The following is a 20948-nucleotide window of genomic DNA, read 5'->3' as shown; positions in this document are numbered from 1 at the left end:
TTTCGCCCAGAGGTACGGCGGTGTCCGCCAGGCGTTTCCGCCAGAACGAGAGTGCTTACGATGGCATGCCACGAGCGGAAGCCGGTTGATTCCGTGTCTCTGGATCACTGGGTTTTGCGGTAAAAGCAGTGGTCAAATCATGGGCAGACTTTGATCGTATCATCGCAGCGCCCGCAGTTCGGCGGCGTACGGACCGACCGCCTTCGCAGCCTTCTGCAACAGGGTTTCCGCAGCATAGCTTCACAGAGAAACGACCCAATAACCGACTGAAACTGGATCGATTTCCGCGCCTGCCACGCATGTGAACACAGAGCAACCGGCTCAACCGGACTTCGGTCTCATCACCTGTGCCCTCCGCAGTCAGCGCGGCCGAGCGCCTGCGCTGACTGCGGAACACAATAAGATTCTCTGAGGTATTTGACGCCATGCGATTCCGAGTTGCTCTAGGAGGATGATCTAAACATGCGAACACCCACACTGTCGTCGCATTCGCCATGCCCGTGGCTGCATCCAGCGACTTCGGTTCGATCGAGGAAGCGCAATCCATTGCCGGATCCATGTCGGATATCATTCGCTCGAACGGACTGGACGCCGGTATTGCCGCGATGCACGACCCCGCCCAACCCTTCGCGGCCTCTCCGATGGGGATCCATGTATTCGAGCAGTCGATCATCGTGGCCGACAACCGCGAACCGGAACTGATTGCCTCGTCCTATGCCGAGATCGAGGATCTCACCGGTGAACCGATGTGGCCGCGGATCGTGGCAGCAGCCGATGCGTCCACAGACGCGCAGCTGGAATGGTACCACTACGATACCGAAGCCGAATACACGTACCAGTGCCATTCGGAATGGGCCACACCTGGCGAAGTCATCGTCATGGTCTGCCGCTAACCAAACCCCGCAAGAGGCCGCCGCAGATGTTCAAGAGCCTGATCGGAAAAACCACTGCCGCCATCTGTCTGGTGCTTGCAGTCTGTCTTCTCGGGCTTCTTTTCTTTTCGGCGCGCCTTTTTGAGACCAGCCAGACCAGGGAGTTCGAACGGTCCAGCATCATGCTGACGAACTATCTGGCCAACCAGATTAACGCGGGGACCCGCCTGAAACGCGAGTCCATGATTGCCCCGACGATCGACGCAGCGATCGCAAGTGAGTATATGGAGATCGTCGCGCTGCGGGTGACCCACGCTGAAGGCACCGAGGTCGCCGTGCGCCAGACCGACGGTGTGTCCGATGACGCGCTGCGGGCGATTCCCAACCCGGTTCTGGGAGCAGAGTCCATTGCCTCCTGGGACGGGCGCTATCTCGTTGTTCAGGCTCCGATCTTCCTCGGTGCGGGCGCGGATCGGCAGCTCGTTGGAGAACTCGGCCTCGTCTGGGGAACGGCAGCGATTTCCAGCAGTGTCTCGTCTGTCATCATGGAATTGGGTTTCGGAACCATTGTCATTCTTGCGGTCCTCATGATTGCCTGCACGGTCGTGCTTCGGTTTCTTGTCAAAAAACCGCTTGAGGTGTCCTTGAAGGCTATCTCCCCCATTGCGAAGGAGACCGCCCCCGAGAAAATGCCCGATACCGGGACGCGTGAGTTCGCGGAAGTGGTCTCGGCCCTTGAGCTTTTCCAGAAATCCACGGAACGGCGCCATCAGTTGGAGCAGGAAGAGAAAGCCGCGCGCGAGACCGCCGAGAAGGAACGTGCGAAACGGGCAGCGGAAGACAAGCTTCGGCGGAAGGAACGCGAGGCGGAGCAAACAGCGGCACGGCAGAAGGCCGAAGAGCAGTCGAACCGTGCAGCAGCGCTGATGAATGACTTGCAAGTTGTCCTGACGCGTGCCGAAGACGGTGACTGCTCCGCTCGGCTCGGTCGTGGTGAGACAGAGGAAGAAGGCGAGTTGCGCGTGCTCGTGGATCGGCTCCTCTCGAATTTCGAGAACGTGATCTCCGAGCTCTCGCACGTCATTCAGGGGCTGTCGGACGGAGATCTCACCCAGCAGATGGCCGGCGCGTACCGCGGCGAGCTGCATACGCTGAAGCAGAATACAAACGCGATGACGGAAAGCTTCCGCCAGGCGATCATGAAGGTGGCCGGTCATGCGGACGAGCTGCAATCAAACGCCACGGAACTTGAGAGCGCCTCCGGCGAGCTTGCCCAACGGACCGAGACCGCGGCAGCGAACCTCTCGGAGACCGCTTCGGCAGTCACCAGCTTCGCCGAGGCGACCAATAGGTCCGCTGAGAACGCCAAGCTCACGAATGAGCGCGTCGCCGACATACTCAAGCGGACCGAGCGCACCGATCAGGTGGTCGGGCACATGGTTCAGGCAATGGACGAAATCAAGACGGTGTCAGAAGACATTGCCGAGTCCGTCTCCATCATCAATGACATCAGCTTTCAGACAAATCTGCTGGCCCTCAATGCAGGGGTGGAGGCCGCGAGAGCTGGCGCAGCGGGCCAAGGCTTCTCGGTCGTGGCGTCCGAAGTTCGGGCGCTTGCGCAACGATGCGCCGAGGCCGCCGGGAAGATACAGACGCTGATCTCCAAGAGTTCCGAGCAGGTCACGCGCGGCGTCGATCTCGTGGGCGATACCAGCGAGTCGTTGTCAGCGATGGCTGCGTCCGTGAAGGAAATCGCCACCTACATTGATGACATCAGTCACAGCACCTCCGAGCAATCCGTGGGCGCCCGGGAAATCTCGCAGGCAATCTCGGGCGTTGATTCGACCACGCAGCAGAACGCCGCGATGAACGAAGAAATGGTGGCGGTGATCTCTTCGGTGGCGGCCATCACCTCTGAGATGAAGACCTTGGTTTATCAATTCAAAACGGCTTCGGGTCGGCCAGAGAGCGGACAGCAGACTGCGGCCTGAGCCGAACAGCGCCCAGTAAGAGCGTTCCTTGGCCGGACTAAACTCATTCATCCGGCCCGGTCGCTGTCCGACCTCAAGGTGCTCCTCAGTTCGTGGCATTCCCCGGCGGTTCCGCACTCGAACAACTTGGTTCGTTCGGTATTGAGGCTGGCGGGCCCCTATCGAGTGTCGGCGCACGGCCGAAGGGCCTCGTGTCGGCCCGCACCCTCATGGCCGACATGATCGATGCAGATTGTCCATGATGGAACCCGAGCGAACGGGAAAACAAGGTGAGCGCAAAAGGGCCAGGTCTTCCGTCTTGCGCGTTGCCGGGTTTCGCAAGCCACACGCGCAGGCGTCTTGAACATCACCTTGACGGCAAAAGCTGGCCTGAGCCAGGCGGCGGATCATTCTCGCACGGCCATTTGTGGCCCGCGCGATAGCACCAGGCCCTGCAGGATACGCCCCTTCAGCGCTACGTGCTCATCTCCGCCCAATGGGCAGCGTCAACATCAGCACCTCCCTCGAACACGGAGAGCTTCCGCGGTTTCTGTCCAGTGTCGCCATGGAAACGTATCTGCAGACGGACTGCGAGTGCAGCTGCCGGGGGTGTCACGCGAGTGCGACGACGGCGACCGCCGCGCCATCCGATTTCACCTTTGTGCTGCGAAGGGTGCGCGAATGACACGCTTCATCTCTTTCACTCGATTGTACCCCACGATGGCACGGGGGCAGACCTGCAGGCTGACGCTGTCGATCCTGACCGGGGCCGACCATGGTGCCTTGGACGCAGGCAGGGCGCTGAGCGCGCAGGTGACCGATGCGCCAAGGCGGCGCTTGCGCATGTGCTCGAAGGCGACGGCTTACCTGACCGACGGCGGGGTCCAGGTCAGCGGCCCCGGCGGGACGGGCCTCATCGGACGGCCGGGTGTCATCCACGTGATCCGCGCGCCGAATTGGGCGGACTAAATGTTCTTCGACATGGGGGACGTGGCCGGAGATATGGGGTGTGTCGTGGACGACGAGGGCCCGATGCTTCTGACCTTTTACGCCGAGCGCGGCGAGGTGACGTCATTTGACCTGCGCTCCACGCCGGCCGCCTTTGGCCAATTCGACCGACATCGGACCTTCCAGAGTCACACGCCGGACACGATGTGGACGCGTCTCGGAGAGGTTCAGGATCCGGTCATGTCCTGCGAACCTGCGGGATCGACACCGACGCCGGCCCGCCTTCGGGACCAATCGCTGGGGGGCGGGCAGGAGCCGCTGTCCTTGGCGACCGCGAGATCCTTCACAGCGCACCGCCATGGCTGGCGCAGCCGACCTCTTCTATGAGTTCACGATCGACGCAGCGCGCCAGTTTGCGTGGTTCACCACCACGAAGCACTTGTCAGGGTCATTGCCGCGGTTCTAGGATACGTCGGAGTTTGAGCTGCGATTTCATGCGTCTGATTTTTGTATATCTTGTTGTTTTTGCTTTGGGCGTCACCGGTTGGCCCGCGGCACCGCACGCGCAGTCCAGCAATTGGATCCTTCAGCAGCAACGCCAGCAGCAGATGATGCAGCAGCAGCGGATGCAGCAGCAGCGCCAATTGCAGCAACAGCGCCAGATGGAACAGCAGCGGCGCATGCAGGAACAGCGGCGCCAGCAGCAGCAGGCGATGCAGCAGCGGCAGCGCCAGATGCAGCAGCGCCAGCAACAGCTGCAGGCACAGCGGCGTCAGGTGGCCGAGCAACGGCGCCTGCAGCAGCAAAAACGCCAGCAGGAGATACAGCGCCAGCAGGCGCAACGACAGCAGGTCGCGCGCCAGCAGGCGCAGCAGAACACCCGGATCGCCCGAAATCAGGCGCTGCAATTGCAGCGAACCAAGCGGCTGCAGGAACTGCGCCAGAGGACACGGATCAAGGACAAGCAGGACAAGGACCGCAAGGAGGCGCAAAAGACCCAGTCTCTTGCGCTTCTGATGCGCCAGGGAACCAGGGCGACGACGTCACATGCGTTGCGCAGCCGTCAAGCGGAAGCCTCCGCCCGACTTGGCCAGTTGCGCAGCACAACCAGCCCCAAGGTACCGGCGCAGCGCCAAGCCGATCAAGCTGCCGCCAGCCAGCAACGCCAACGCATCGCCCAGCAGAAAGTTCAGGAGTTCCGCAAGAGAAAGAGCGAAGAAGCGCTCAAGAAGGCGAAGCTGGATCAACCAAGAAAGGGGCAACTGCTTCTAGCCGGTCCGGGCAAAGATCGTCGCGCAGCTCCTGGCACGGCAAGCCACAGCGGAGAGTTGCCAAGGATCAAGGCGGGGGAGACATGGCTGAAGGGGCAAGGAACCGCGGGGAAGGTCCCGTTGCAGATAGCAGAAAAGATGCAGGGTCGGCAGTTCACGAACTTTGATCACTTTCGACGCGAATTCTGGAAAGAGGTCCACAAGGACAAGGCCCTTCGCGCCCAATTCAGCGTCGGCAATCAGCAGCGCATGGCCGCGGGAAAAGCGCCATTTGCACCTAAGAATCAGCAAGTTGGCAAGCGACAGCGATACGAGTTGGATCATGTTCAGGAACTCCGGAAAGGCGGGAACGTCTATGACATGAACAATCTCTTTATCCGCAGCCCATTGAACCACATCAAAGGCAAGTAAGCGTCAAAACTCTTTGCGGGCGCGCCAGCCTGAGGATGTCTTGGTGAACTTCAGGAACATCGTGTCGCTTCTGGACGGGCAGGAGGCGTTGATCATGCCGGTGAAGAGGTCCATCAGAGGGTCCCGGAACGAGCTGAACTCGCAGCGTTGCCGGAATACGACCTCGCAGGAGAACGCGTCGGCGCTGGTCTGAAAGCAGCTCTTGCGCGCCACGCCATTGCGGTGGACGCAGGCATGGGCAAAGCCTTGCACCCCCTCGCATTGCTTTGTGCCAAAGGCGTTCAGCATGTCCCGATCCGTCGGTTCGGGAATGTCGCGGTAAAGCTCCACTCCAGCCGGCACAAGGTCCTTCAACTCTGCCTTTGACGGGCCGTAGCCCCGCGCTGCCGCCGCCTTGAAGAGGTCGCTTGCATCGAAGAACGCATCGTCATCTTCGCGATAGGTCAGATGGAACATGGCCTGAAGATGCTGTGCGGGTGCATAATCGGCGGCGCTCGCCACGGCGACGTAATGCTGTGCACTGTCCGCGTCGCCCAGAAACTCGAGCACGCGCGCCAACTGAAAGGCTTGTCGGGGTGCATCGGGCGCGAACTCTACCGCCGCGATACAGGCATCGAGGGCGCGGTCGAAGTCATACTCGGCCGAAACACGCTCCAGATCGACGCCTTGCGTCGGCTGGGCAGGATCCGCCGGATCTCCGGCCCATTGGTCGCATTCGGTTATGCCGTTTCGGTCCGGTGCGCCTGTCGGCGGGCGGATGACGAGGGCGCTGAGGTCACCATGCCAGCGCTCTTCGGCGCCCACCAGCGCACCGGTTTCGGATGTCACAAGGGCATGGCTGAGGCGCGGCCCGTCGCGCGTATCGATATCGATCTGCCCCGTGCCATTGCGGCGCAGATCGAAGGCGGCCAACACGTGGTTGTTCGCATAAAGCGCGCATGACAAGTCGGTGAGCGTGGTTTCCTCACCCGCGATTGCAAAGCGGGGCGGGGCCGTCTGCGATGTCTGTACCTTCGCCGCGAGGGCGCGGCAGGCGCGGACCCGGCCGCTATCAATGGCCGCTTCGATGTCTTGCGCATAGCCCTCAAAGCCTGGAAAATCTGCCGAAAGCGCATCGAAGAGGAGCGCTTGCTCCTCCAGCTCTGCAATGGTGTCAAGCGTCATCTGACGCTGATCCAGTGCGGCGCGGAACCCGGGCCGACCGTCCTCGATCAAGCTTTCGGCCCGTGTCGCGGCGTGCGACACCAGCGCTTCGGCTTCTTCTTCAAAGCCGAAGTTCGCAAACTCCTTGCTCAAGGACAGACCGGTTTCAATCACGAGGTCTACATCCAGATAGCCTGTGCCGGCCTCGTCGATCAGGGCCACCGCCTGCTGTTCGTGCTGGGACAGAGCCTCGTTGGCGAAATCATCAAACCAGAAGGCTGCCGTCTCGAGCATCTCCCCGGTTTGGGGCAAAGCGGAATGCGGGGCATGCGTTTCCAGCACGCGCACAAACTCCAGATGCGCCCGGAGGTCATCTAGATAGCTGCCGGGATGGGCCTGTTCATGCGTTTCAATCTTTTGGTCGAGCCACCGCGCCAATTGGCCGTCGGTCTGCGCAGCAAGCGATGGCGGGGGATCCCACTTCTCGACCTGGGCGCTGACACGTTTGACCGCCTCCGGGATTTGCGTCGAGGCGTTGAGTATGTCTGCCACGGCACTGGTCATCTGCGAGGCAGCGAACGCATCGGCCAGCACATCGAACCGGGCTCGCAGCATGTTTGCCCCTGGCGTGTTGTAGGCCGAGACGACCTCCAAAACCTTCTCGACCTCCGCCTGTGCGGCCTGACGCGGTTTCTCGGTCAGCAAGCTTTCGACAAAGCGCTGAAATCGCGTGACGTCCGCGAACGCCAACTGTGTGACCGTGGTTTGCCCGGTTTGCGCGAACAAGCTGTAGCCGGTGGTCTGGGCGATGCCGGGAACCTCCCGGAAGGGCGCAAACATCTCCAAGAGCTTCGGCAGTTTCTCCAGGCCGTCGATCTTCTCGGGGATCCGCGCCGCGACCTTGTTGAGCTCTGGCACTTCGAGCACCAGGCGCCAATTGTCCGTCCCCTTGGCCCGGGCCGAGAGCAGGTGCACCTCTCCGGCGTATCCTTTGACGCGCACGTCGCCCAGCTTGGGGCAGGCGGCATATGCGTTGCGCAGCGCTGCGGAGAACAACCCGCCCAGATCATGCAGGCGTGCCTCGAAGAAGGTTGCGTCATTGCTCTCGACCCTGAAGGTTTGCGTGGTCCGGCAGTCTGAGTTGTCAACCATCACCCGCGCTGTTCCGTCGCTCAAGACCGCCAGCTCGCGCGCGTCAAGTCGGTCGCTCGACGCCGCCACGAAGACGATGATCAAACCGGCAAAACACAACGATCGGATCAATTCAGGCAAAGCCCCCAAGAGAATATACGTGCCAACAATGAAACGCCGGCGCCGGTGATGCAACTGTCTAACGAGATGAGATTTGGCGTCGGTCACGTGATGCAACTCATCAGTCATGGCATGGCGGCGGAGACCTGCATCTGTCGTCCCGCTCAATCAGGGGCTGGCAGGTCCGTCCGCAGGCGAGACAGATAGTCCCTTGCCCACGCAAAAAGCACATCGCAGGCCGCGGCGAAATCTTCGAAATCCATGTGTTCGTCCGGGTTGTGGCTGCCGTTCCGGTTGCGGATGAAGAGCATGCCCGAAGGAATGCCTTGGCTCGCGAAAGTCGCGCAGTCATGACCTCCGCCAGAGGCCAGGTCCATATGCGGCACCCCGCAGGATTGTGCTGCGGCCCGGAGGCTCTGCTGTATCTCGGTCGACATCGGCGCGGCCACTGCCTGGGTATGATGGCCAAGGTCGATGTGCACGCCGCGTTTCTGCGCGATCTCCGCGGCGCGTGTCTGCAGATCCTGTTCGAAGCGATCGAGCACCGCGTCGTCCTGACTGCGCACATCGATGGTGAAGGTCAGACGACCGGGCACCTTTGTAATGCCGTGCGTGGTCGGATCGGTGGAGAATTCGCCGAGTGTCAGCACCATGTCCTTTCCGCTCTCTTCGACCTCCAGCCAATGGGCTTCGAGCGCCGAGACCAGCTCCACCCCGGCCAAAACCGCATCACGGCGGCTTTGGCGCGGAACGCCGCCCGCATGGGTCGTTTCCCCGTCGATCCGGCAGTATCGATGGCGGATGTTGCCCCGGATCGCACGGACAATCCCCACCGGACACCCGGCCTCGACCAGCACCGGCCCCTGTTCGATGTGGGTTTCGAGGAAAGCGCCGATCCGTGCCGGGTCGAGCTGCGGGCGCCCTTCCCGAATGGCCTGGGCGTCAAAGCCGGCCTCTGTCATATGATTGGCGAGCGTGCGGTCGCTGTCGCTCCGCCGAAGCCGGTCCGGCGTATCGCGGGGCAGAAGACCGAACGCGGCGCGGCTGCCGAGGTAGTGCTCGGGGAACCAGATCATCTCTTCGGCCCGGATCGCCATCAGCGTGACGTCGCAGGGCGGCGGGCCCCCACCCGCAAGGCGTTCCAGCAGGACGAGCCCGGCCAACACGCCCGCAGCGCCGTCGAAGTTGCCGCCATGCGGCACGCTGTCGAGATGCGAGCCGGTCATCAGGACCGGCAGGGTGCGATCTGATCCGGGCAGGGTGACGTAGAGATGGCCGATCTCATCGGTGCAGGTCTCAAAGCCGAGCGACACCGCCTCGCGCCGGATGATCGCGTGGGCTGCGTTCTCACCGGGGCCAAAGCTTGCGCGGGTGACACCTGGCGGGTCCGCGCTCATCTCCGCCAAGGCGGCAAAGAGCTGTTCTGCGCGGGCAAGCGGGGTCAATACAGCGCCTCCGGCACCACCATCACGATCTCGGGCCAGATGATGATGAGGCTGACCATCAGGAGCATCGTCGCCACGAAGGGAAGGATGCCGCGATAGACATCCGCCAACTGCCCGCGCCCGCGCACCCCTTGCACCACGTACAGATTCATGCCGACCGGCGGGGTGATCAGCGCAAGCTCCATCATTATCACAAGGAAGATGCCGAACCAGACGGGATCGATGCCCAGATGCAGGATCACCGGCATGACCACCGGGATCGTTCCGACCATCATCGACAGCGTTTCGAGAAAGCAGCCCATCACCAGGTAGAACAGCACCAGGATCAGGATCATCTCTGTCGCGGTCAGGCCAAGGTCGGTGATCACCCGGCTCATTGCCTGTGGAACGCCCAGAAGCCCGACGATGAAGTTGAGAAAGAAGGCCGCCGTGATGATGAAGAGCAGCATCGCCGAGGTCTTGATCGTGGCGATGAAGGCCGAATGCAGCATCCTGAAACTGAGCGCGCCGTTGCCCCAGGCAAGGCCAAAGGCCATCACGACGCCGATGGCCGCAGCCTCCGTCGGCGTTGCCCATCCGCCGTAGATGGCCGCCATGACCACCACGAAAATCGCAAGCGGCGGCAGGAGATGGCGCAGCCGCCGCAGACGTTCGGCCCGAGGGGCGGGCGGGAGTGCAGGCTCGGCGAGCGCGGGGCGCAGAATCACGGCCAATGCGATGATCACCATGAAGAGGACGGTCAGCATCAAGCCCGGAATGATCCCGGCGGCGAAAAGCTGTCCGATCGAGGTGTTGGTCAGTGCGCCGTAGATGATGAGGTTCACCGACGGTGGGATCAGGATGCCCAAGGTGGCTCCGGCGGCAATGGTGCCTAGGACCAGGGGCTCATGGTAGGCGCGGCGCTTGAACTCGTCGAGTGCGACGGTGCCGATGGTTGCAGCGGTGGCAACCGACGAGCCCGAGACGGCCGAAAACATCGCGCAGGCGCCGATGTTGGTGTGCAACAACCCCCCCGGCAGACGGCTCAGCCAGTCTGACAGGCTGTCGTACATGTTACGGGTAATGCCCGCGCGCAGCAGAAGCTCTCCCAGAAGGACGAAGAGCGGGATCGTTGTCAGGAGGAAGTCGTTCATCACCGACCAGAGGTTGGTGCCGAAGGACAGCAGGACCGGCGGGCCGAAATAGACCAGCGCGCCCAGCACGCCCGTCGCCAGCATCGCGATCCCCACATGCAGGCCGATGAACATGAGCCCGAGCATGATGGCGAAACCGATCGCGGCACCCGTCACATCGATCATCGCTTGGCCTCCTCGATCTCTTCCGCGATGGTCGGGGGGGCCAGCACCCGGTTGGCGGCGTCGAGCCCTGCGCGCAGGGCGAGAAGGCCGCGCAGCGCTGTCCACAGTGCGGAGAGGCCGAAGACAACCAGGCCCGCCAGCCAAAGGGACTGCGGCAGCCACAGCGGTGTCTGCAGCGGGCTCGACGATACCGACCCAAAGAGCAGGCTGTCGGACAGGGTGCGCCAGCCCATATAGGCCATGAAGGCCGCTCCGATCCCAAGTCCGACGTAAGACAGAAGGTTCAGTGCCGCCTGCACGCGTTTCGGCAGGCGCAGAAGCAGCACGTCGATCCGGGTGTGGGCCCGTTCAACCGCTGCAAGTGCCATGCCGAAAGTGCCGGTGATTGCAACCACATAGCCGCCGATTTCGTCCACGCCCTGAAGCGAGACGTTGAAGAGCTTGCGCGCGAGGATCTCGATCACGATCAGGAACGACAACCCCAGACAGGCATAGCCGCCCAATATTCCGATCAACCGCATGTGTGAGCGCCCCTTCGAGTGCGGGGCGCGGAGAGGACGCGCGCCCCGCCACCGCTTCAGTTGAGTTCAATGCCGCGCGCAGCGCCGGCCGTCGCATTCCAGATCTTGGTGCAGTCGGCAAAGCCCGCGTCGCAGCTTTCCGCCCAGTCCGGCAGCACCTTCTCCATTGTGGCGGCAGTGACCTTGGCCTGATCCTCGGCAGAAGCCTCCACCAGCGTCATGTCAAAGGGTGTATAGTTCTGGCAATCCTCGCCACCGGTATTGCAGGCAATGGCCCAACCGTTGTTCTCGCGCGCGAGATCCCAAAACGCGTCTTCGAAGGCTGCAAATTCGGCCTCGAGCGTGGCCTTTTGGTCGTCCGAGAAGCTGTTCCACGTGTCGAGATTGATGAAATGCGCATTGACCGACCACGAAATCCCTAGTGGCAGGAAGTGCGTTGTGACCTCGGGCCAATTGCCGGTGTTGCCGGACGTAGGCGAGGTGATGGCGCAATCGACCACGCCGCGCTGCAGGGCCGGGTAGACCTCCTTGAAGCTCATCGTGACCGGGCTCGCGCCCAGAGCCTCGATCAGCGTGGACATCGATGCGGTGTAGCTGCGGATCTTCAGCCCCTCGAAATCATCCAGCGATGCGATCTCGGCATTGCAGTAGAAGACCTGAGGGCCGTAGGGCCAGACGGCCAGCGGCTTGGCGTTGAATTTCTCCGCCACCCGCTTTTCCAGCTCCGGGCGGAAGGCCTCGACCACAGCGGCGAGCTGGTCCATGTCGGTCGAGACGCCGATCAGGTCGATCCCTTCGAGAAACGCGTCATCGCGCGCAGCCGCCCCTACCGTGCTTTGAACGATGTCGAAGGCGCCGGTGCGCACCATCCGCAGCGTGTCCTGCATATCGACGCCCACCACATCGAGCGGGTTGAAGTTGATCGCAAGCGGTATGCCGGTCTTCTCCGAGAGGCCGGCGTAGAATTCCTGCTCCAGCGCCGTGTGAAACTTATGGGTCGAAACGAGCCCGGTGGCGCGGATTTCCGTCTCAGCCAGGGCGGGCAGCGCAGCGACGGCCAGGGCCGACGCGAGGATTGTCGTCTTCATGTCACTGCTCCTTGTTGGGTTTGGTGTTGGGCCGCGCGGGAGGAGGCGGCAAAGTGGCGGGCGATCTGATGTCGTTGCGCCCGCCAGATCTGGCCGTCGAGTGACGCCAGATATTCCAGGATCCCGGTCACAGCGGGGAACCGCGCGGGCCGGCCGCAGATGCGCAGGTGAAACCCGATGGAGAGGGTCGCTGAACGGCCCCCTTCCGCTTCACGCAAGAGCTGCTCGACTGCATCTGTGACGTAGTCCACCATTTCGGCTGCACGCACGAAACCGTTGGGATGAAAGAATTTCATGTCGTTCGTGTCGAGATTGTAGGGCACAACCGTCAGGCCCGATGGGTCGTGGTAGGGCAGGTCGTCGTCAAAGGCATTGGAGGTGTAGAGATATCCTGCCTCGGCCAGCATGGACCGGGTCCAGGGGCTCTCGGAGCCGCGGCAGAAGAAGCCCGAGGGCCGCTGGCCGGTCGCGGCCTCGATCGCCTCGGTTGCGCGATGGAGATCGCCGCGCTCCTCCTCCGGGCACGTGTAGCTGGCGTGGGGCTGCCACAGCCAGCCGTGACAGGCGGCCTCGTGCCCCGCGTCGACAATCGCGCGGGCGAGATCGGGTGACCGGGCCACCGCACGTCCGCACATGTAGAAGGTCGCGGGTGTTTCGGTTTTTTCAAGCGCGCTCAGAAACCGCCACAGCCCGACGCGGCTGCCATAGGCGAAGAGCTGTTCCTGCCCCTGGTCGCGGAGGCCGTCCGGCACAACACTGACAATCTCGCCTACGCGCTCGGAGGTGCGATCGCCGTCTCCGACCTGGCATTCGGCGCCTTCCTCGAAGTTCACAACGACCGATACGGCGACGCGCGACCCGTTCGGCCAGACGATCTCGGGCGGTGTCGCCCCGTATCCAATCAGGTCGCGCTCAGACATCGAAGAGGCGCCCCCAGCCACGGATCCGACGGGGGTCATCGCCCGCGACGGCCATGGATTTCCAGAGTGCGGTCGACACGCTGTCAAGCACGGTGATGCCCGTTTCGGCTTCGATGGTTTCGGCCACGCCTGCACCACGGAAATTCGTACAGAAGACCGCAATCGCATCGGGTGCTTGGGTTGCGACAGCGCGGCACATCTCGAGGATCTGTGCCTCGCTGTAGGTGGCGAAGGAATAGTTTCCCGGGTCGTCAAGATGCCGCTCGCCCACGACCTCAAAGCCCGCACAGGCGTAGTTTTCGACGATCCGCGTCTGAACCTCCGGCAGGTAGGGCGTCACCAGCGCAATCCGCCGCGCGCCCATCCGCTCGAGCAGTTCGTTGAGCGCAAGGACCGATGAGCAGGCCGGGATGCCCGTCCGGCGCTGGATGTCGTCGATCAGGGCGAGGTCGGTATCGAACCCCAACCATCCCGAGGACGTGCCGTTCCAGCAGATCGACTGGACCTGCGCATCGGCCAGAAGATCGGCGGCCTCCAGCATGGGCGCGTTGGTGAACTGGCCAAGCGCGTCGGCCTCCATGGAAATCTTGACCACGCGGAAGCGTGCAAAATGCGCAGAGACATCCGGCAACTCCTGCAGCATCGCGGCCGTGAGCGGCTCCAGCACGGTGTTGGAGGACGGCGTGAGCATCCCGAGGCGGGTCATTGCGAGTTCGATGGTCATCGCGCCGCCCGCTCTTTTGCTCGTATCGGCTCAGCGCAGGACATCGGGTGCCTCCCGGTGCAGGATCTGGCCGCCCGGTGCGCCCACGGGTGCGCCGTCCAGCATCGTCGTGACGCCGCGCAGGATCGTGCGGACCGGCCAACCGGTCACGTGGAACCCCTCCCAAGGCGTGTAGTCGGTGCCGTGATGCAGATCGGCCTGGCGTATCGGTTTGGTCAGCTTTGGATTCCACAGCGCGATATCCGCATCTGCACCGACCGTGATCGCGCCCTTTGTCGGATAGAGGCCATAAAGCCGCGCGTGGTTGGTGGCGGTCAGCGCCGCGAACCGCTCCAGCGACAGACGACCTTTGACAACGCCTTCCGAGAACAGAATGGGCAGCCGTGTTTCGACACCGGGTATCCCGTTGGGAATGTTGCGGAAACTCTTGCGCGCGCCGGGTGCATCCTTGCCGGCGGTATCGACGAACCGGAACGGGCAATGATCGGAGGAGAAGAGGTCAAAGACACCTTGTTCGATCCCGCGCCAGATATTGTCCCATTCGTCGCGGGTCCGAGGCGGCGGCGAACAGACGTATTTCGCGCCGTCGAACCCATCGCGGTCAAGGTCGTCCGCCGTCAGCGTGATGTATTGCGGACAGGTCTCGGCAAAGACGGTCAGGCCGCGCTGACGCGCCCGCATGATCTCCTCCGTCGCTTCGCCGTTGGAGACATGCACGATGGTCAGCGGCACCCCGGCGATTTCGGCCAACGAGATCGCACGGTGCGTCGCTTCGCGTTCCACCGGAACCGGTCTTGTGGTCGCGTGGTGGTACGGGCTGATTTGGCCGTCGCGCTCGGCCCGGTCGCGGAGAAACTCGATGGCGTCTTCGTTCTCGGCGTGGACCATGACCATCGCGCCATGCGCCTTGGCCACCGACATCACCTCGAGGATCTGGCGATCGGACAGCGCCAGCCCCTGGTAGGTCATGAAGACCTTGAAGCTGGTGTAACCCGCCTCGATCAGCGCGGGCAGGTCCTGACCCAGCGTGACCGCATCGGTCTCCTTCACGATCAGGTGGAACGCCACATCGGTCAGGCAATTGCCTTCGGCCTTGCCGCGATAGGCGGTCACCGCGTCGCGCAAGGTCTCGCCGTCCTCGGGCAGGCAAAACGGCAGCACGGTTGTGTTGCCGCCACAGGCCGCGGCCCGCGTGCCGGTGGTGAAGTCGTCAGCCATCTCGATACCGGGCCCGGAGGGTTGCGAGATGTGCACGTGGCTGTCGATACCACCCGGCAGGGCAACAAGACCGGTTGCATCGATGACCTCGCGCGCCGCGAGCCCCGTGCCGAGCGTGGCGATCTTGCCGTCCTTGACGCCGATATCGCAATGTGCGGTGCCACTGGCGGTCACCACATCCGCGGATCGAATGACGAGATCATGGGTCATGGTGTCTCTCCGGCAATGAGGGTGGACAGGGACCGGCTCAGCCCCGACGAGGATTTGGCGGCGGGGCGTCCGACCCGGCGGCGGTAGTTCGGTGCGAGGCGCACCAGGCTCATGGCTTGGGCTGTCGCCGCAGCGACCGGGTCGATCAGAATGCCCGGCGCGTCGTCGCAGATCTGTTGCGCAAGGCCGGCCAGCGGCGCTCCGCCAAGGATCACCACATCCGCGCCGTCCTCGGCGGTGGCAGCGCCCACAAGCCCGACCAGATCGTCGCGCAAGGTTTCAGCCACATTGTCGACGGAGGCTGGAGCCTCGGCCGGACAACGCACACCCGTGAACCGGGGCTCCAGCCCCGTGAGCCGCACGCAATCGGTGTACCAGCGCGCCATATGCGGCGAGAAGGTCACCACCGAGAACCGTTCCCCAAGCATGGCGGCGGTCATAACCGCCGCCTCTGCCATGCCGACCACGGGCAGATCGAAGAGCTCGCGCGCGGCCACGAGCCCAGGGTCGCCGAAGGCGGCCACGATCACCGCATCGACCGACCGGTGATGCTCGGAAATCATTTCCAGGACGTTGGCGCCGGAAATCTGCGCCTCGGCGCGCGATGCGATGTACGGGAAGCCGCGCGTTGCGGTCAGCGGGACGATTTCGGCGTCCTCTCCGGCCAAATCGCGGGCGACTTGCGTCATCGACCGGGTCATCGCGTCTGTCATGTTCGGGTTGACCAGGAGAATTCGCATCAGGCGCACCTCTTGAGGATCGGCTCCACCGCTTGCGCAAGCCCGATCAGCGCGCCGTCGCACCCGGCATCGGCGATCAACTGAAGGCCGAGCGGCAGGCCGGTGCTGTCGGTGCCGCAGGGAACCGAGATCGCGGCAACGCCGGCGTGGTTCACCTGTGGCGTGAAGGCCGCGTGGTCACGTGGCGCTGCAGGCCGGCCGCCGACGGTCTGCGGCGCGGACAACTCAGCGGGCCAGGCAGGGCAGGGGGTTGTGGGTGTTGCAATCACGCCGTGTCGTGACAATGCGCTGCGCAGCGCCTCGCGCATGCGGTGCGATATCTGGTGGGCCGCGGCCACCTCGACCCCGCTCAGGCCCAGCCCGGTTTCAATCTGAGCTGCAATCACCGGGTCGAAGATTTCAGGTGTGCGGCGCCAGACATCGCCATGGGCCAGAGCAAGCCCCGCGAATTGCAAGGGCAGGACGTCATGCCCCTTGATCCCGCCCCAATCGATAACCGCATCCTCGATATGCGCACCCGCTGCCTTGAGCGCTTTCGTCAGCCTGTCGAAACAGGTGGCAACGTCAGCCTCGAGCAGCTGCCCGGTGCCGAAATCGGGACTGACCGCGAGGCGGATCCTATCCGGTGCAGTGGCCTTGACGCCGGCGAGAACCTCCATGGCGAGCGCGATGTCGCCCACGTCCCGTGCGATGGGGCAGATCACGGAAATCCCCCAGACCGGTTCGTCGAAGCTCGGGCCATAGGGGATCAGGTCCATCGTGGGTTTCATGCCGCACAACCCGGTGTGCGCTGGCGGCCTGCGGCTCGATCCGCCTGCATCGGTGCCAAGCGCCAGCGGCACGATGCCGGCCCTGACCGCAGCGACCGACCCGCCCGAGGACCCGCCTGGGCCCATCTCGAGGTTCACCGGATTGCGGGTGACACCATGCAGTGGCGAATTCGTGGCGCCTTTGCAGGCGAACTCCGAACAGGTCGCGATGCCAAGGATTGTCGCGCCGGCAGCCCGCAGGCGGCGGACGGCTTCGGCCTCCTCGGGTGCCACGTGATCCGCAAAGAGGCGCGAGCCCTGCGCGACGCGCAGGCCCTTCACCCAGATGTTGTCCTTGATCAGCAGCGGCACTCCGGCCAGTGGCAGATCCTCGCCGGCGGCGAGGCGTGTGGCGACCGCCTCGGCTTCGGCGTCGAAGGCGGGGTTCAGAAAACAGATCGCGTTGATCGCCGGATTGCGCGCCTCGGCCCGCGCGCGGGCCTCTGCTGCCACGGATTGTGGTGTTGTGTCACCGTGGCGCACAGCAGCGGCCAGATCGCGGGCAGTGAGATCAAGTGCGCTCATGACGGCGCTCCGTGATGGCGGGCCCAGGTGCGCGCAATGTCGCGGCGCGGAGCGATCCAGACGCCGGGTTTCGCGGCGATATGCGCCAGCACTGCCTCCAGCGCGCCGATCCGCGCGGGTCGCCCGATGATCCGCAAATGCAGCCCGATCGACATCATCCGCGCCACACTCGCACCTTCGGCATAGAGCCTCTCGAACCCGGCGATCACGTAGCTGGAGAAATCATGCGCATGAACAAAACCACCGCCGGGTGAAAACCGCATGTCGTTGGTGTCGAAGGCGTAAGGCAGGACAACATGCGCACCCTCGAGGTAGGGGATGTCGTCGTCATAGGCATTGCTGTCGTATTCGAACCGCCCGTGTTCGATCAGAAGCGCGCGGGTTTGCGGCGAGGTGGCGGAGCGCGTATGCCATCCGACCGGAGCAACGCCTGCGATATCGGCAATTGTCGCATGGGTCCGCGCGATCACGCTGCGCTCGGTCTCGGTATCCATGCCGGCATGGCTCTCCCAGCGCCAGCCATGGCAGGAGATCTCATGCCCACGGCGCACCGCATCCTTGATGAGCCAAGGCAGGCGCACGGCGGCCCGGCCGCATGTGGAAAAAGTCGCCCTGGCGCCATGGGCGTCGAAGGCGTCGACGATCCGCTTGTATCCCTGCCGGGGACCGTACCCGAAGTGGCTCTCCATGCAGGGGTCCGGGACGCCGCGCACCTCTTCGATCGCCTCGTAGCGGCTCTCGTTGCGGTCATCGCCGTCAGCGATGGAGAGCTCCGCACCCTCTTCGACGTTGACCACGAAAGACACGGCAAGCCGTGCGCCGTCGGGCCAGCAGGGTGCCGGTTCGGCGCCGAAGTATCCCTTCAGGTCCCGCCTCATCCCTGTATCATCCGGTTGAGGCCGACCGTGCGCGAGCCGATGACAAGGACGATGACTGCCAGAAGTATCAACCCCGACGAGATCGCCGCCAAGGAGGGGTCGGGCTGCTCCTCCAGGTACTGCAGCATCTTGATCGGAAGCGTCTTGTTGCGCGCATCCGTCAGGAAGATCGAGATCGGGTAGTTGTCCATCGACGCAAGGAAAGCGAATAGCCCTCCGGTCAGGTAGGCCGGGGCGAGGTTCGGGATCAGCACGCTCAGAATGGCGCGGGGATAGGACAGCCCCAGTGTCCGGGCTGCATCTACGAGGCTGAAGTCGAAGGTGGCCATCGACGCAAGCAGCGTACGCATCACGAAGGGCAGGGTGATGACGATATGGCCCAGCAGCAGTGACCAATGGGCGTCCCGCAACCCGATTTCGCGGAAGAACTGCAAGAGGGCCACGCCCACCACCAGCCCCGGCATCATCAGCGGTGAGACGGTGAAGGTTGCGATGGCCTCGCGCCCTCGAAATCGGCCGCGTGTCACGGCCACCGCAGCCAGTGTGCCCAGCACCAGCGAGATCAGCGTGGAGACCACGGCCAGGTTCAGCGAGAGCGTCACCGCTTCCCATAGACCCGAGCGACGTTCGAGAGACTGATACCAGCGCAGCGACCATTCCGGCGGCGGCAGCGTATAGACCGAGGATGACGTGAAAGATGCGGCAACCGTGATGACGATGGGCAGCATCAAGAAGATCACGCAGCCCATGCCGATCACCCAGCTCAGGGTCAGAAACAGCCTGTCGGTCCCGGTCATGACCGCGCCCCCAGCCGGTTGGCCAGCCAGCTCGACCCCAGCACAACCGAAATCGCGATGATCAGGAGGATCGACGAGATGGTGGCGCCAAGCGCTTCGTTGCGCAGATAGAGAAAGGAGCGCGCGGTCAGCATCGACAGCGTCTGCTGCCGCTCTCCCACGATCAGCGAGGGGATCACGTACATGGAGACGGCCAGCGAAAACACGAAGGCGCAGCCCGCCACGACACCGGGCAGGCTGAGCGGGAGTGTGACGTGGAAGAAACGGAAGACCGGCGTCGCGCCCAGCGAGGCTGCGGCCTCGGGCAAGCGCCCGTCCATCTGGCGCAGCACCGCATAGATCGGCAGCACCATGAACGGCAGGAACACATTGGCCGCGCCGATGATCAACGCGCTTTCGGTGAACAGCATGCGGATTGGCGCGTCGGTGATGCCAAGCGACATCAGCATGTCGTTCAGCACCCCGCGGGTGCGGAAGATGATCGACCAGGCGAAGGCCTTGACCACCACGCCCACGGACATCGGCAACACCATCGCAACCAGAAAGACAGAGAGCCAAATGCCCCGCGCGCGCGACATGGCGATCGCCGTGGGATAGGCGATCACCAGCGCAAGCAACGTGGTCAGAAGCGCGACCCGCAACGTGCGCCACAGAACGGTCAGATTGTAGCTGTCGCTGAAGAACAGCCGGTATTCCGCGATCGAGACCTGCCCGTCGATCTGGAAGGACTTGAGCAGCAGAAGCAGAAGCGGCAGCGCAAAGATCACTGCCAGGAAGGTGAGGCCGGGCAGGGCGAGCAGCCCGATATGCTCCAGCCGCCGCATCAGCGTTCCACCTCGTAGACCAGCGTGTCATCGACCGACCAGCCAAAGGTCACCTGCTGGCCGCGCTCAAGGCCCGACTGGATGCCGGGCAGCTCGCACAGCAGGCGGTCGTCTCCGGTGCTGGCGCCGTAGAGATGCGTCTTGGCGCCGAGGATCATTGCATCAGCCAGCGCCACCCGGACGGTGTTTTCTCCGGCTTCGCGCCGGATGAGTTCAGGCCGGACGCCGACCACCACCTTGGCGCCGGGTGCGAGCGCTCCTTTCGCCCGGACCTCGCCGTAGGGTGTTTCGATGCGCAGCGCGCCTGCTTCGGATACTTTAACTTTGCCGGACAATCGGCTGGAAAGCCCGACAAAATCCATGACGAAGGCCGAGGCAGGACGCGCGTAAAGGTCTGACGGCGTGGCGAATTGTTCGATCCTGCCGGCGTTCATCACCGCAATCCTATCCGACACGCCCATTGCCTCTTCCTGGTCGTGGGTGACGAAGACAGCCGTCATGCCGCGGTCGCGCAGAAGCGACTTCAGCTCGACCTGCATCGTTTCGCGCAGCTTGCGGTCGAGCGCCGAAAACGGCTCGTCGAGCAGCAGAAGCACCGGATCGACGATGAGCGCGCGGGCGACCGCGACGCGCTGTTGCTGCCCGCCGGACAGGGCCGCGACCGGCCGCTCGGCAAAGTCGCTCATCCGGACCAGCGCCAGCGCATCGGCCACCTGTGGCCCGGTCTGGGCCTTTGCCATGCCACGCGCCCGCAGTCCGAACGCCAGGTTTTCGGCAACGGTGAGGTGCGGAAACAGGGCGTAGCTCTGGAAAACCACCGAGATGTTGCGCTTGTGCGCGGGCACCTTGGTGATGGCGCGCCCGTCCAGCACGACATCACCTGCATCGGCAGAGGTGAGCCCTGCGATGATGCGCAGAAGGGTGGTCTTGCCGCAGCCGGAGGGGCCGAGAAGGGAGACAAGCTCTCCCCGCGCCACGCGGAAGTCCATGCCGGACATTACGGTGGTTCCCCTGAACGCCTTGCTGATGTCGACGACGTCGAGATAGGCGTGTGCGCCCGGCTCCGGCCCGGCGGAGCGGGGCAT

20 protein-coding genes are annotated in these 20948 nt (G+C 63.6%); 5 read left to right on the top strand and 15 right to left on the bottom strand.

The window, feature by feature from the left end; genetic code table 11:
• Positions 1-494 precede the first annotated feature (494 nt).
• The 4 genes from MUB52_RS18765 to MUB52_RS18750 all read left to right on the top strand — a co-directional run bounded on the left by MUB52_RS18765 (position 495) and on the right by MUB52_RS18750 (position 4177).
• Positions 495-893 (top strand): hypothetical protein, encoded by a 399-nt coding sequence (locus tag MUB52_RS18765; RefSeq protein ID WP_263845692.1) that lies wholly within the window; start codon positions 495-497, stop codon positions 891-893.
• A 26-nt stretch (positions 894-919) separates the two neighbouring features.
• Complete coding sequence (locus MUB52_RS18760) at positions 920-2863, top strand: methyl-accepting chemotaxis protein (protein WP_263845691.1); 1944 nt, start codon at positions 920-922, stop codon at positions 2861-2863.
• 660 nt (positions 2864-3523) lie between these two features.
• Positions 3524-3811, top strand: coding sequence for a hypothetical protein (locus tag MUB52_RS18755; protein ID WP_263845690.1), 288 nt, complete (start codon positions 3524-3526; stop codon positions 3809-3811).
• Positions 3812-4177 carry a hypothetical protein gene (locus MUB52_RS18750; RefSeq protein WP_263845689.1) on the top strand — a complete coding sequence of 122 codons (366 nt, stop codon included), beginning with the start codon at positions 3812-3814 and terminating at the stop codon, positions 4175-4177. It abuts the gene before it with no gap.
• A gap of 35 nt (positions 4178-4212) precedes the next feature.
• Here MUB52_RS18750 and MUB52_RS18745 read toward each other — a convergent pair whose 3' ends face one another.
• Positions 4213-4698 carry a hypothetical protein gene (locus MUB52_RS18745; protein WP_263845688.1) on the bottom strand — a complete coding sequence of 162 codons (486 nt, stop codon included), beginning with the start codon at positions 4696-4698 and terminating at the stop codon, positions 4213-4215.
• Between MUB52_RS18745 and MUB52_RS18740 the strand changes: the two genes are divergently transcribed.
• A complete protein-coding gene (locus MUB52_RS18740; protein WP_263845687.1) occupies positions 4699-5472 on the top strand; it encodes a hypothetical protein in 774 nt (257 codons plus the stop codon).
• Between the two features lie 3 nt (positions 5473-5475).
• Here MUB52_RS18740 and MUB52_RS18735 read toward each other — a convergent pair whose 3' ends face one another.
• The 14 genes from MUB52_RS18735 to ccmA all read right to left on the bottom strand — a co-directional run bounded on the left by MUB52_RS18735 (position 5476) and on the right by ccmA (position 20948).
• A complete protein-coding gene (locus MUB52_RS18735; RefSeq protein WP_263845686.1) occupies positions 5476-7767 on the bottom strand; it encodes a hypothetical protein in 2292 nt (763 codons plus the stop codon).
• A 263-nt stretch (positions 7768-8030) separates the two neighbouring features.
• On the bottom strand, positions 8031-9311 hold the full coding sequence (locus tag MUB52_RS18730) for a hydantoinase/carbamoylase family amidase (protein ID WP_263845685.1): 1281 nt from the start codon (positions 9309-9311) through the stop codon (positions 8031-8033).
• Positions 9308-10609, bottom strand: coding sequence for a TRAP transporter large permease (locus tag MUB52_RS18725; protein WP_263845684.1), 1302 nt, complete (start codon positions 10607-10609; stop codon positions 9308-9310). The genes MUB52_RS18730 and MUB52_RS18725 overlap by 4 nt, the downstream gene beginning before the upstream one ends.
• A complete protein-coding gene (locus MUB52_RS18720) occupies positions 10606-11130 on the bottom strand; it encodes a TRAP transporter small permease subunit (RefSeq protein WP_263845683.1) in 525 nt (174 codons plus the stop codon). The genes MUB52_RS18725 and MUB52_RS18720 overlap by 4 nt, the downstream gene beginning before the upstream one ends.
• Positions 11131-11186: 56 nt before the next feature.
• Positions 11187-12218 (bottom strand): TRAP transporter substrate-binding protein, encoded by a 1032-nt coding sequence (locus tag MUB52_RS18715; RefSeq protein ID WP_263845682.1) that lies wholly within the window; start codon positions 12216-12218, stop codon positions 11187-11189.
• A complete protein-coding gene (locus MUB52_RS18710) occupies positions 12215-13138 on the bottom strand; it encodes a polysaccharide deacetylase family protein (RefSeq protein WP_263845681.1) in 924 nt (307 codons plus the stop codon). Before MUB52_RS18710 ends, MUB52_RS18715 begins: the two co-directional genes overlap by 4 nt.
• Entirely contained in the window at positions 13131-13862 is a 732-nt protein-coding gene (locus MUB52_RS18705; protein ID WP_263845680.1) for a maleate cis-trans isomerase family protein, read from the bottom strand. Before MUB52_RS18705 ends, MUB52_RS18710 begins: the two co-directional genes overlap by 8 nt.
• A 30-nt stretch (positions 13863-13892) precedes the next feature.
• Positions 13893-15290 carry a dihydropyrimidinase gene (hydA, locus tag MUB52_RS18700; RefSeq protein WP_263845679.1) on the bottom strand — a complete coding sequence of 466 codons (1398 nt, stop codon included), beginning with the start codon at positions 15288-15290 and terminating at the stop codon, positions 13893-13895.
• On the bottom strand, positions 15287-16030 hold the full coding sequence (locus tag MUB52_RS18695) for an aspartate/glutamate racemase family protein (protein ID WP_263845678.1): 744 nt from the start codon (positions 16028-16030) through the stop codon (positions 15287-15289). Before MUB52_RS18695 ends, hydA begins: the two co-directional genes overlap by 4 nt.
• Positions 16030-17364, bottom strand: a complete 1335-nt coding sequence (locus tag MUB52_RS18690) for an amidase (RefSeq protein ID WP_263845677.1) — start codon at positions 17362-17364, stop codon at positions 16030-16032. The genes MUB52_RS18695 and MUB52_RS18690 overlap by 1 nt, the downstream gene beginning before the upstream one ends.
• The gene (locus MUB52_RS18685) at positions 17361-18242 is read right to left on the bottom strand and encodes a polysaccharide deacetylase family protein (protein ID WP_263845676.1); all 882 of its coding nucleotides are present in this window, start codon (positions 18240-18242) and stop codon (positions 17361-17363) included. Before MUB52_RS18685 ends, MUB52_RS18690 begins: the two co-directional genes overlap by 4 nt.
• The gene (locus MUB52_RS18680) at positions 18239-19039 is read right to left on the bottom strand and encodes an ABC transporter permease (RefSeq protein ID WP_263845675.1); all 801 of its coding nucleotides are present in this window, start codon (positions 19037-19039) and stop codon (positions 18239-18241) included. The genes MUB52_RS18685 and MUB52_RS18680 overlap by 4 nt, the downstream gene beginning before the upstream one ends.
• Entirely contained in the window at positions 19036-19863 is an 828-nt protein-coding gene (locus MUB52_RS18675) for an ABC transporter permease (RefSeq protein WP_263845674.1), read from the bottom strand. The genes MUB52_RS18680 and MUB52_RS18675 overlap by 4 nt, the downstream gene beginning before the upstream one ends.
• On the bottom strand, positions 19863-20948 hold the full coding sequence (gene ccmA / locus MUB52_RS18670) for a heme ABC exporter ATP-binding protein CcmA (RefSeq protein ID WP_263845673.1): 1086 nt from the start codon (positions 20946-20948) through the stop codon (positions 19863-19865). The genes MUB52_RS18675 and ccmA overlap by 1 nt, the downstream gene beginning before the upstream one ends.

The organism is Roseobacter sinensis (assembly GCF_025755255.1).
Taxonomy (GTDB): domain Bacteria; phylum Pseudomonadota; class Alphaproteobacteria; order Rhodobacterales; family Rhodobacteraceae; genus Roseobacter; species Roseobacter sinensis.
The sequence above is the reverse complement of the archived record's forward strand: the minus strand, read 5'-3'. Positions and strand labels throughout refer to the sequence as shown.

What these genes read in the sequence shown, in the direction of transcription:
- MUB52_RS18750 (WP_263845689.1), top strand. Translation starts at nt 3,812, where the DNA reads ATGTTCTTCGACATGGGGGACGTGGCCGGAGATATGGGGTGTGTCGTG.
- MUB52_RS18680 (WP_263845675.1), bottom strand. Translation starts at nt 19,039, where the DNA reads ATGACCGGGACCGACAGGCTGTTTCTGACCCTGAGCTGGGTGATCGGC.
- MUB52_RS18695 (WP_263845678.1), bottom strand. Translation starts at nt 16,030, where the DNA reads ATGCGAATTCTCCTGGTCAACCCGAACATGACAGACGCGATGACCCGG.
- MUB52_RS18675 (WP_263845674.1), bottom strand. Translation starts at nt 19,863, where the DNA reads ATGCGGCGGCTGGAGCATATCGGGCTGCTCGCCCTGCCCGGCCTCACC.
- MUB52_RS18760 (WP_263845691.1), top strand. Translation starts at nt 920, where the DNA reads ATGTTCAAGAGCCTGATCGGAAAAACCACTGCCGCCATCTGTCTGGTG.
- MUB52_RS18690 (WP_263845677.1), bottom strand. Translation starts at nt 17,364, where the DNA reads ATGAGCGCACTTGATCTCACTGCCCGCGATCTGGCCGCTGCTGTGCGC.
- MUB52_RS18725 (WP_263845684.1), bottom strand. Translation starts at nt 10,609, where the DNA reads ATGATCGATGTGACGGGTGCCGCGATCGGTTTCGCCATCATGCTCGGG.
- MUB52_RS18710 (WP_263845681.1), bottom strand. Translation starts at nt 13,138, where the DNA reads ATGTCTGAGCGCGACCTGATTGGATACGGGGCGACACCGCCCGAGATC.
- hydA (WP_263845679.1), bottom strand. Translation starts at nt 15,290, where the DNA reads ATGACCCATGATCTCGTCATTCGATCCGCGGATGTGGTGACCGCCAGT.
- ccmA (WP_263845673.1), bottom strand. Translation starts at nt 20,948, where the DNA reads ATGCCCCGCTCCGCCGGGCCGGAGCCGGGCGCACACGCCTATCTCGAC.
- MUB52_RS18765 (WP_263845692.1), top strand. Translation starts at nt 495, where the DNA reads ATGCCCGTGGCTGCATCCAGCGACTTCGGTTCGATCGAGGAAGCGCAA.
- MUB52_RS18715 (WP_263845682.1), bottom strand. Translation starts at nt 12,218, where the DNA reads ATGAAGACGACAATCCTCGCGTCGGCCCTGGCCGTCGCTGCGCTGCCC.
- MUB52_RS18720 (WP_263845683.1), bottom strand. Translation starts at nt 11,130, where the DNA reads ATGCGGTTGATCGGAATATTGGGCGGCTATGCCTGTCTGGGGTTGTCG.
- MUB52_RS18705 (WP_263845680.1), bottom strand. Translation starts at nt 13,862, where the DNA reads ATGACCATCGAACTCGCAATGACCCGCCTCGGGATGCTCACGCCGTCC.
- MUB52_RS18685 (WP_263845676.1), bottom strand. Translation starts at nt 18,242, where the DNA reads ATGAGGCGGGACCTGAAGGGATACTTCGGCGCCGAACCGGCACCCTGC.
- MUB52_RS18755 (WP_263845690.1), top strand. Translation starts at nt 3,524, where the DNA reads ATGACACGCTTCATCTCTTTCACTCGATTGTACCCCACGATGGCACGG.
- MUB52_RS18735 (WP_263845686.1), bottom strand. Translation starts at nt 7,767, where the DNA reads ATGGTTGACAACTCAGACTGCCGGACCACGCAAACCTTCAGGGTCGAG.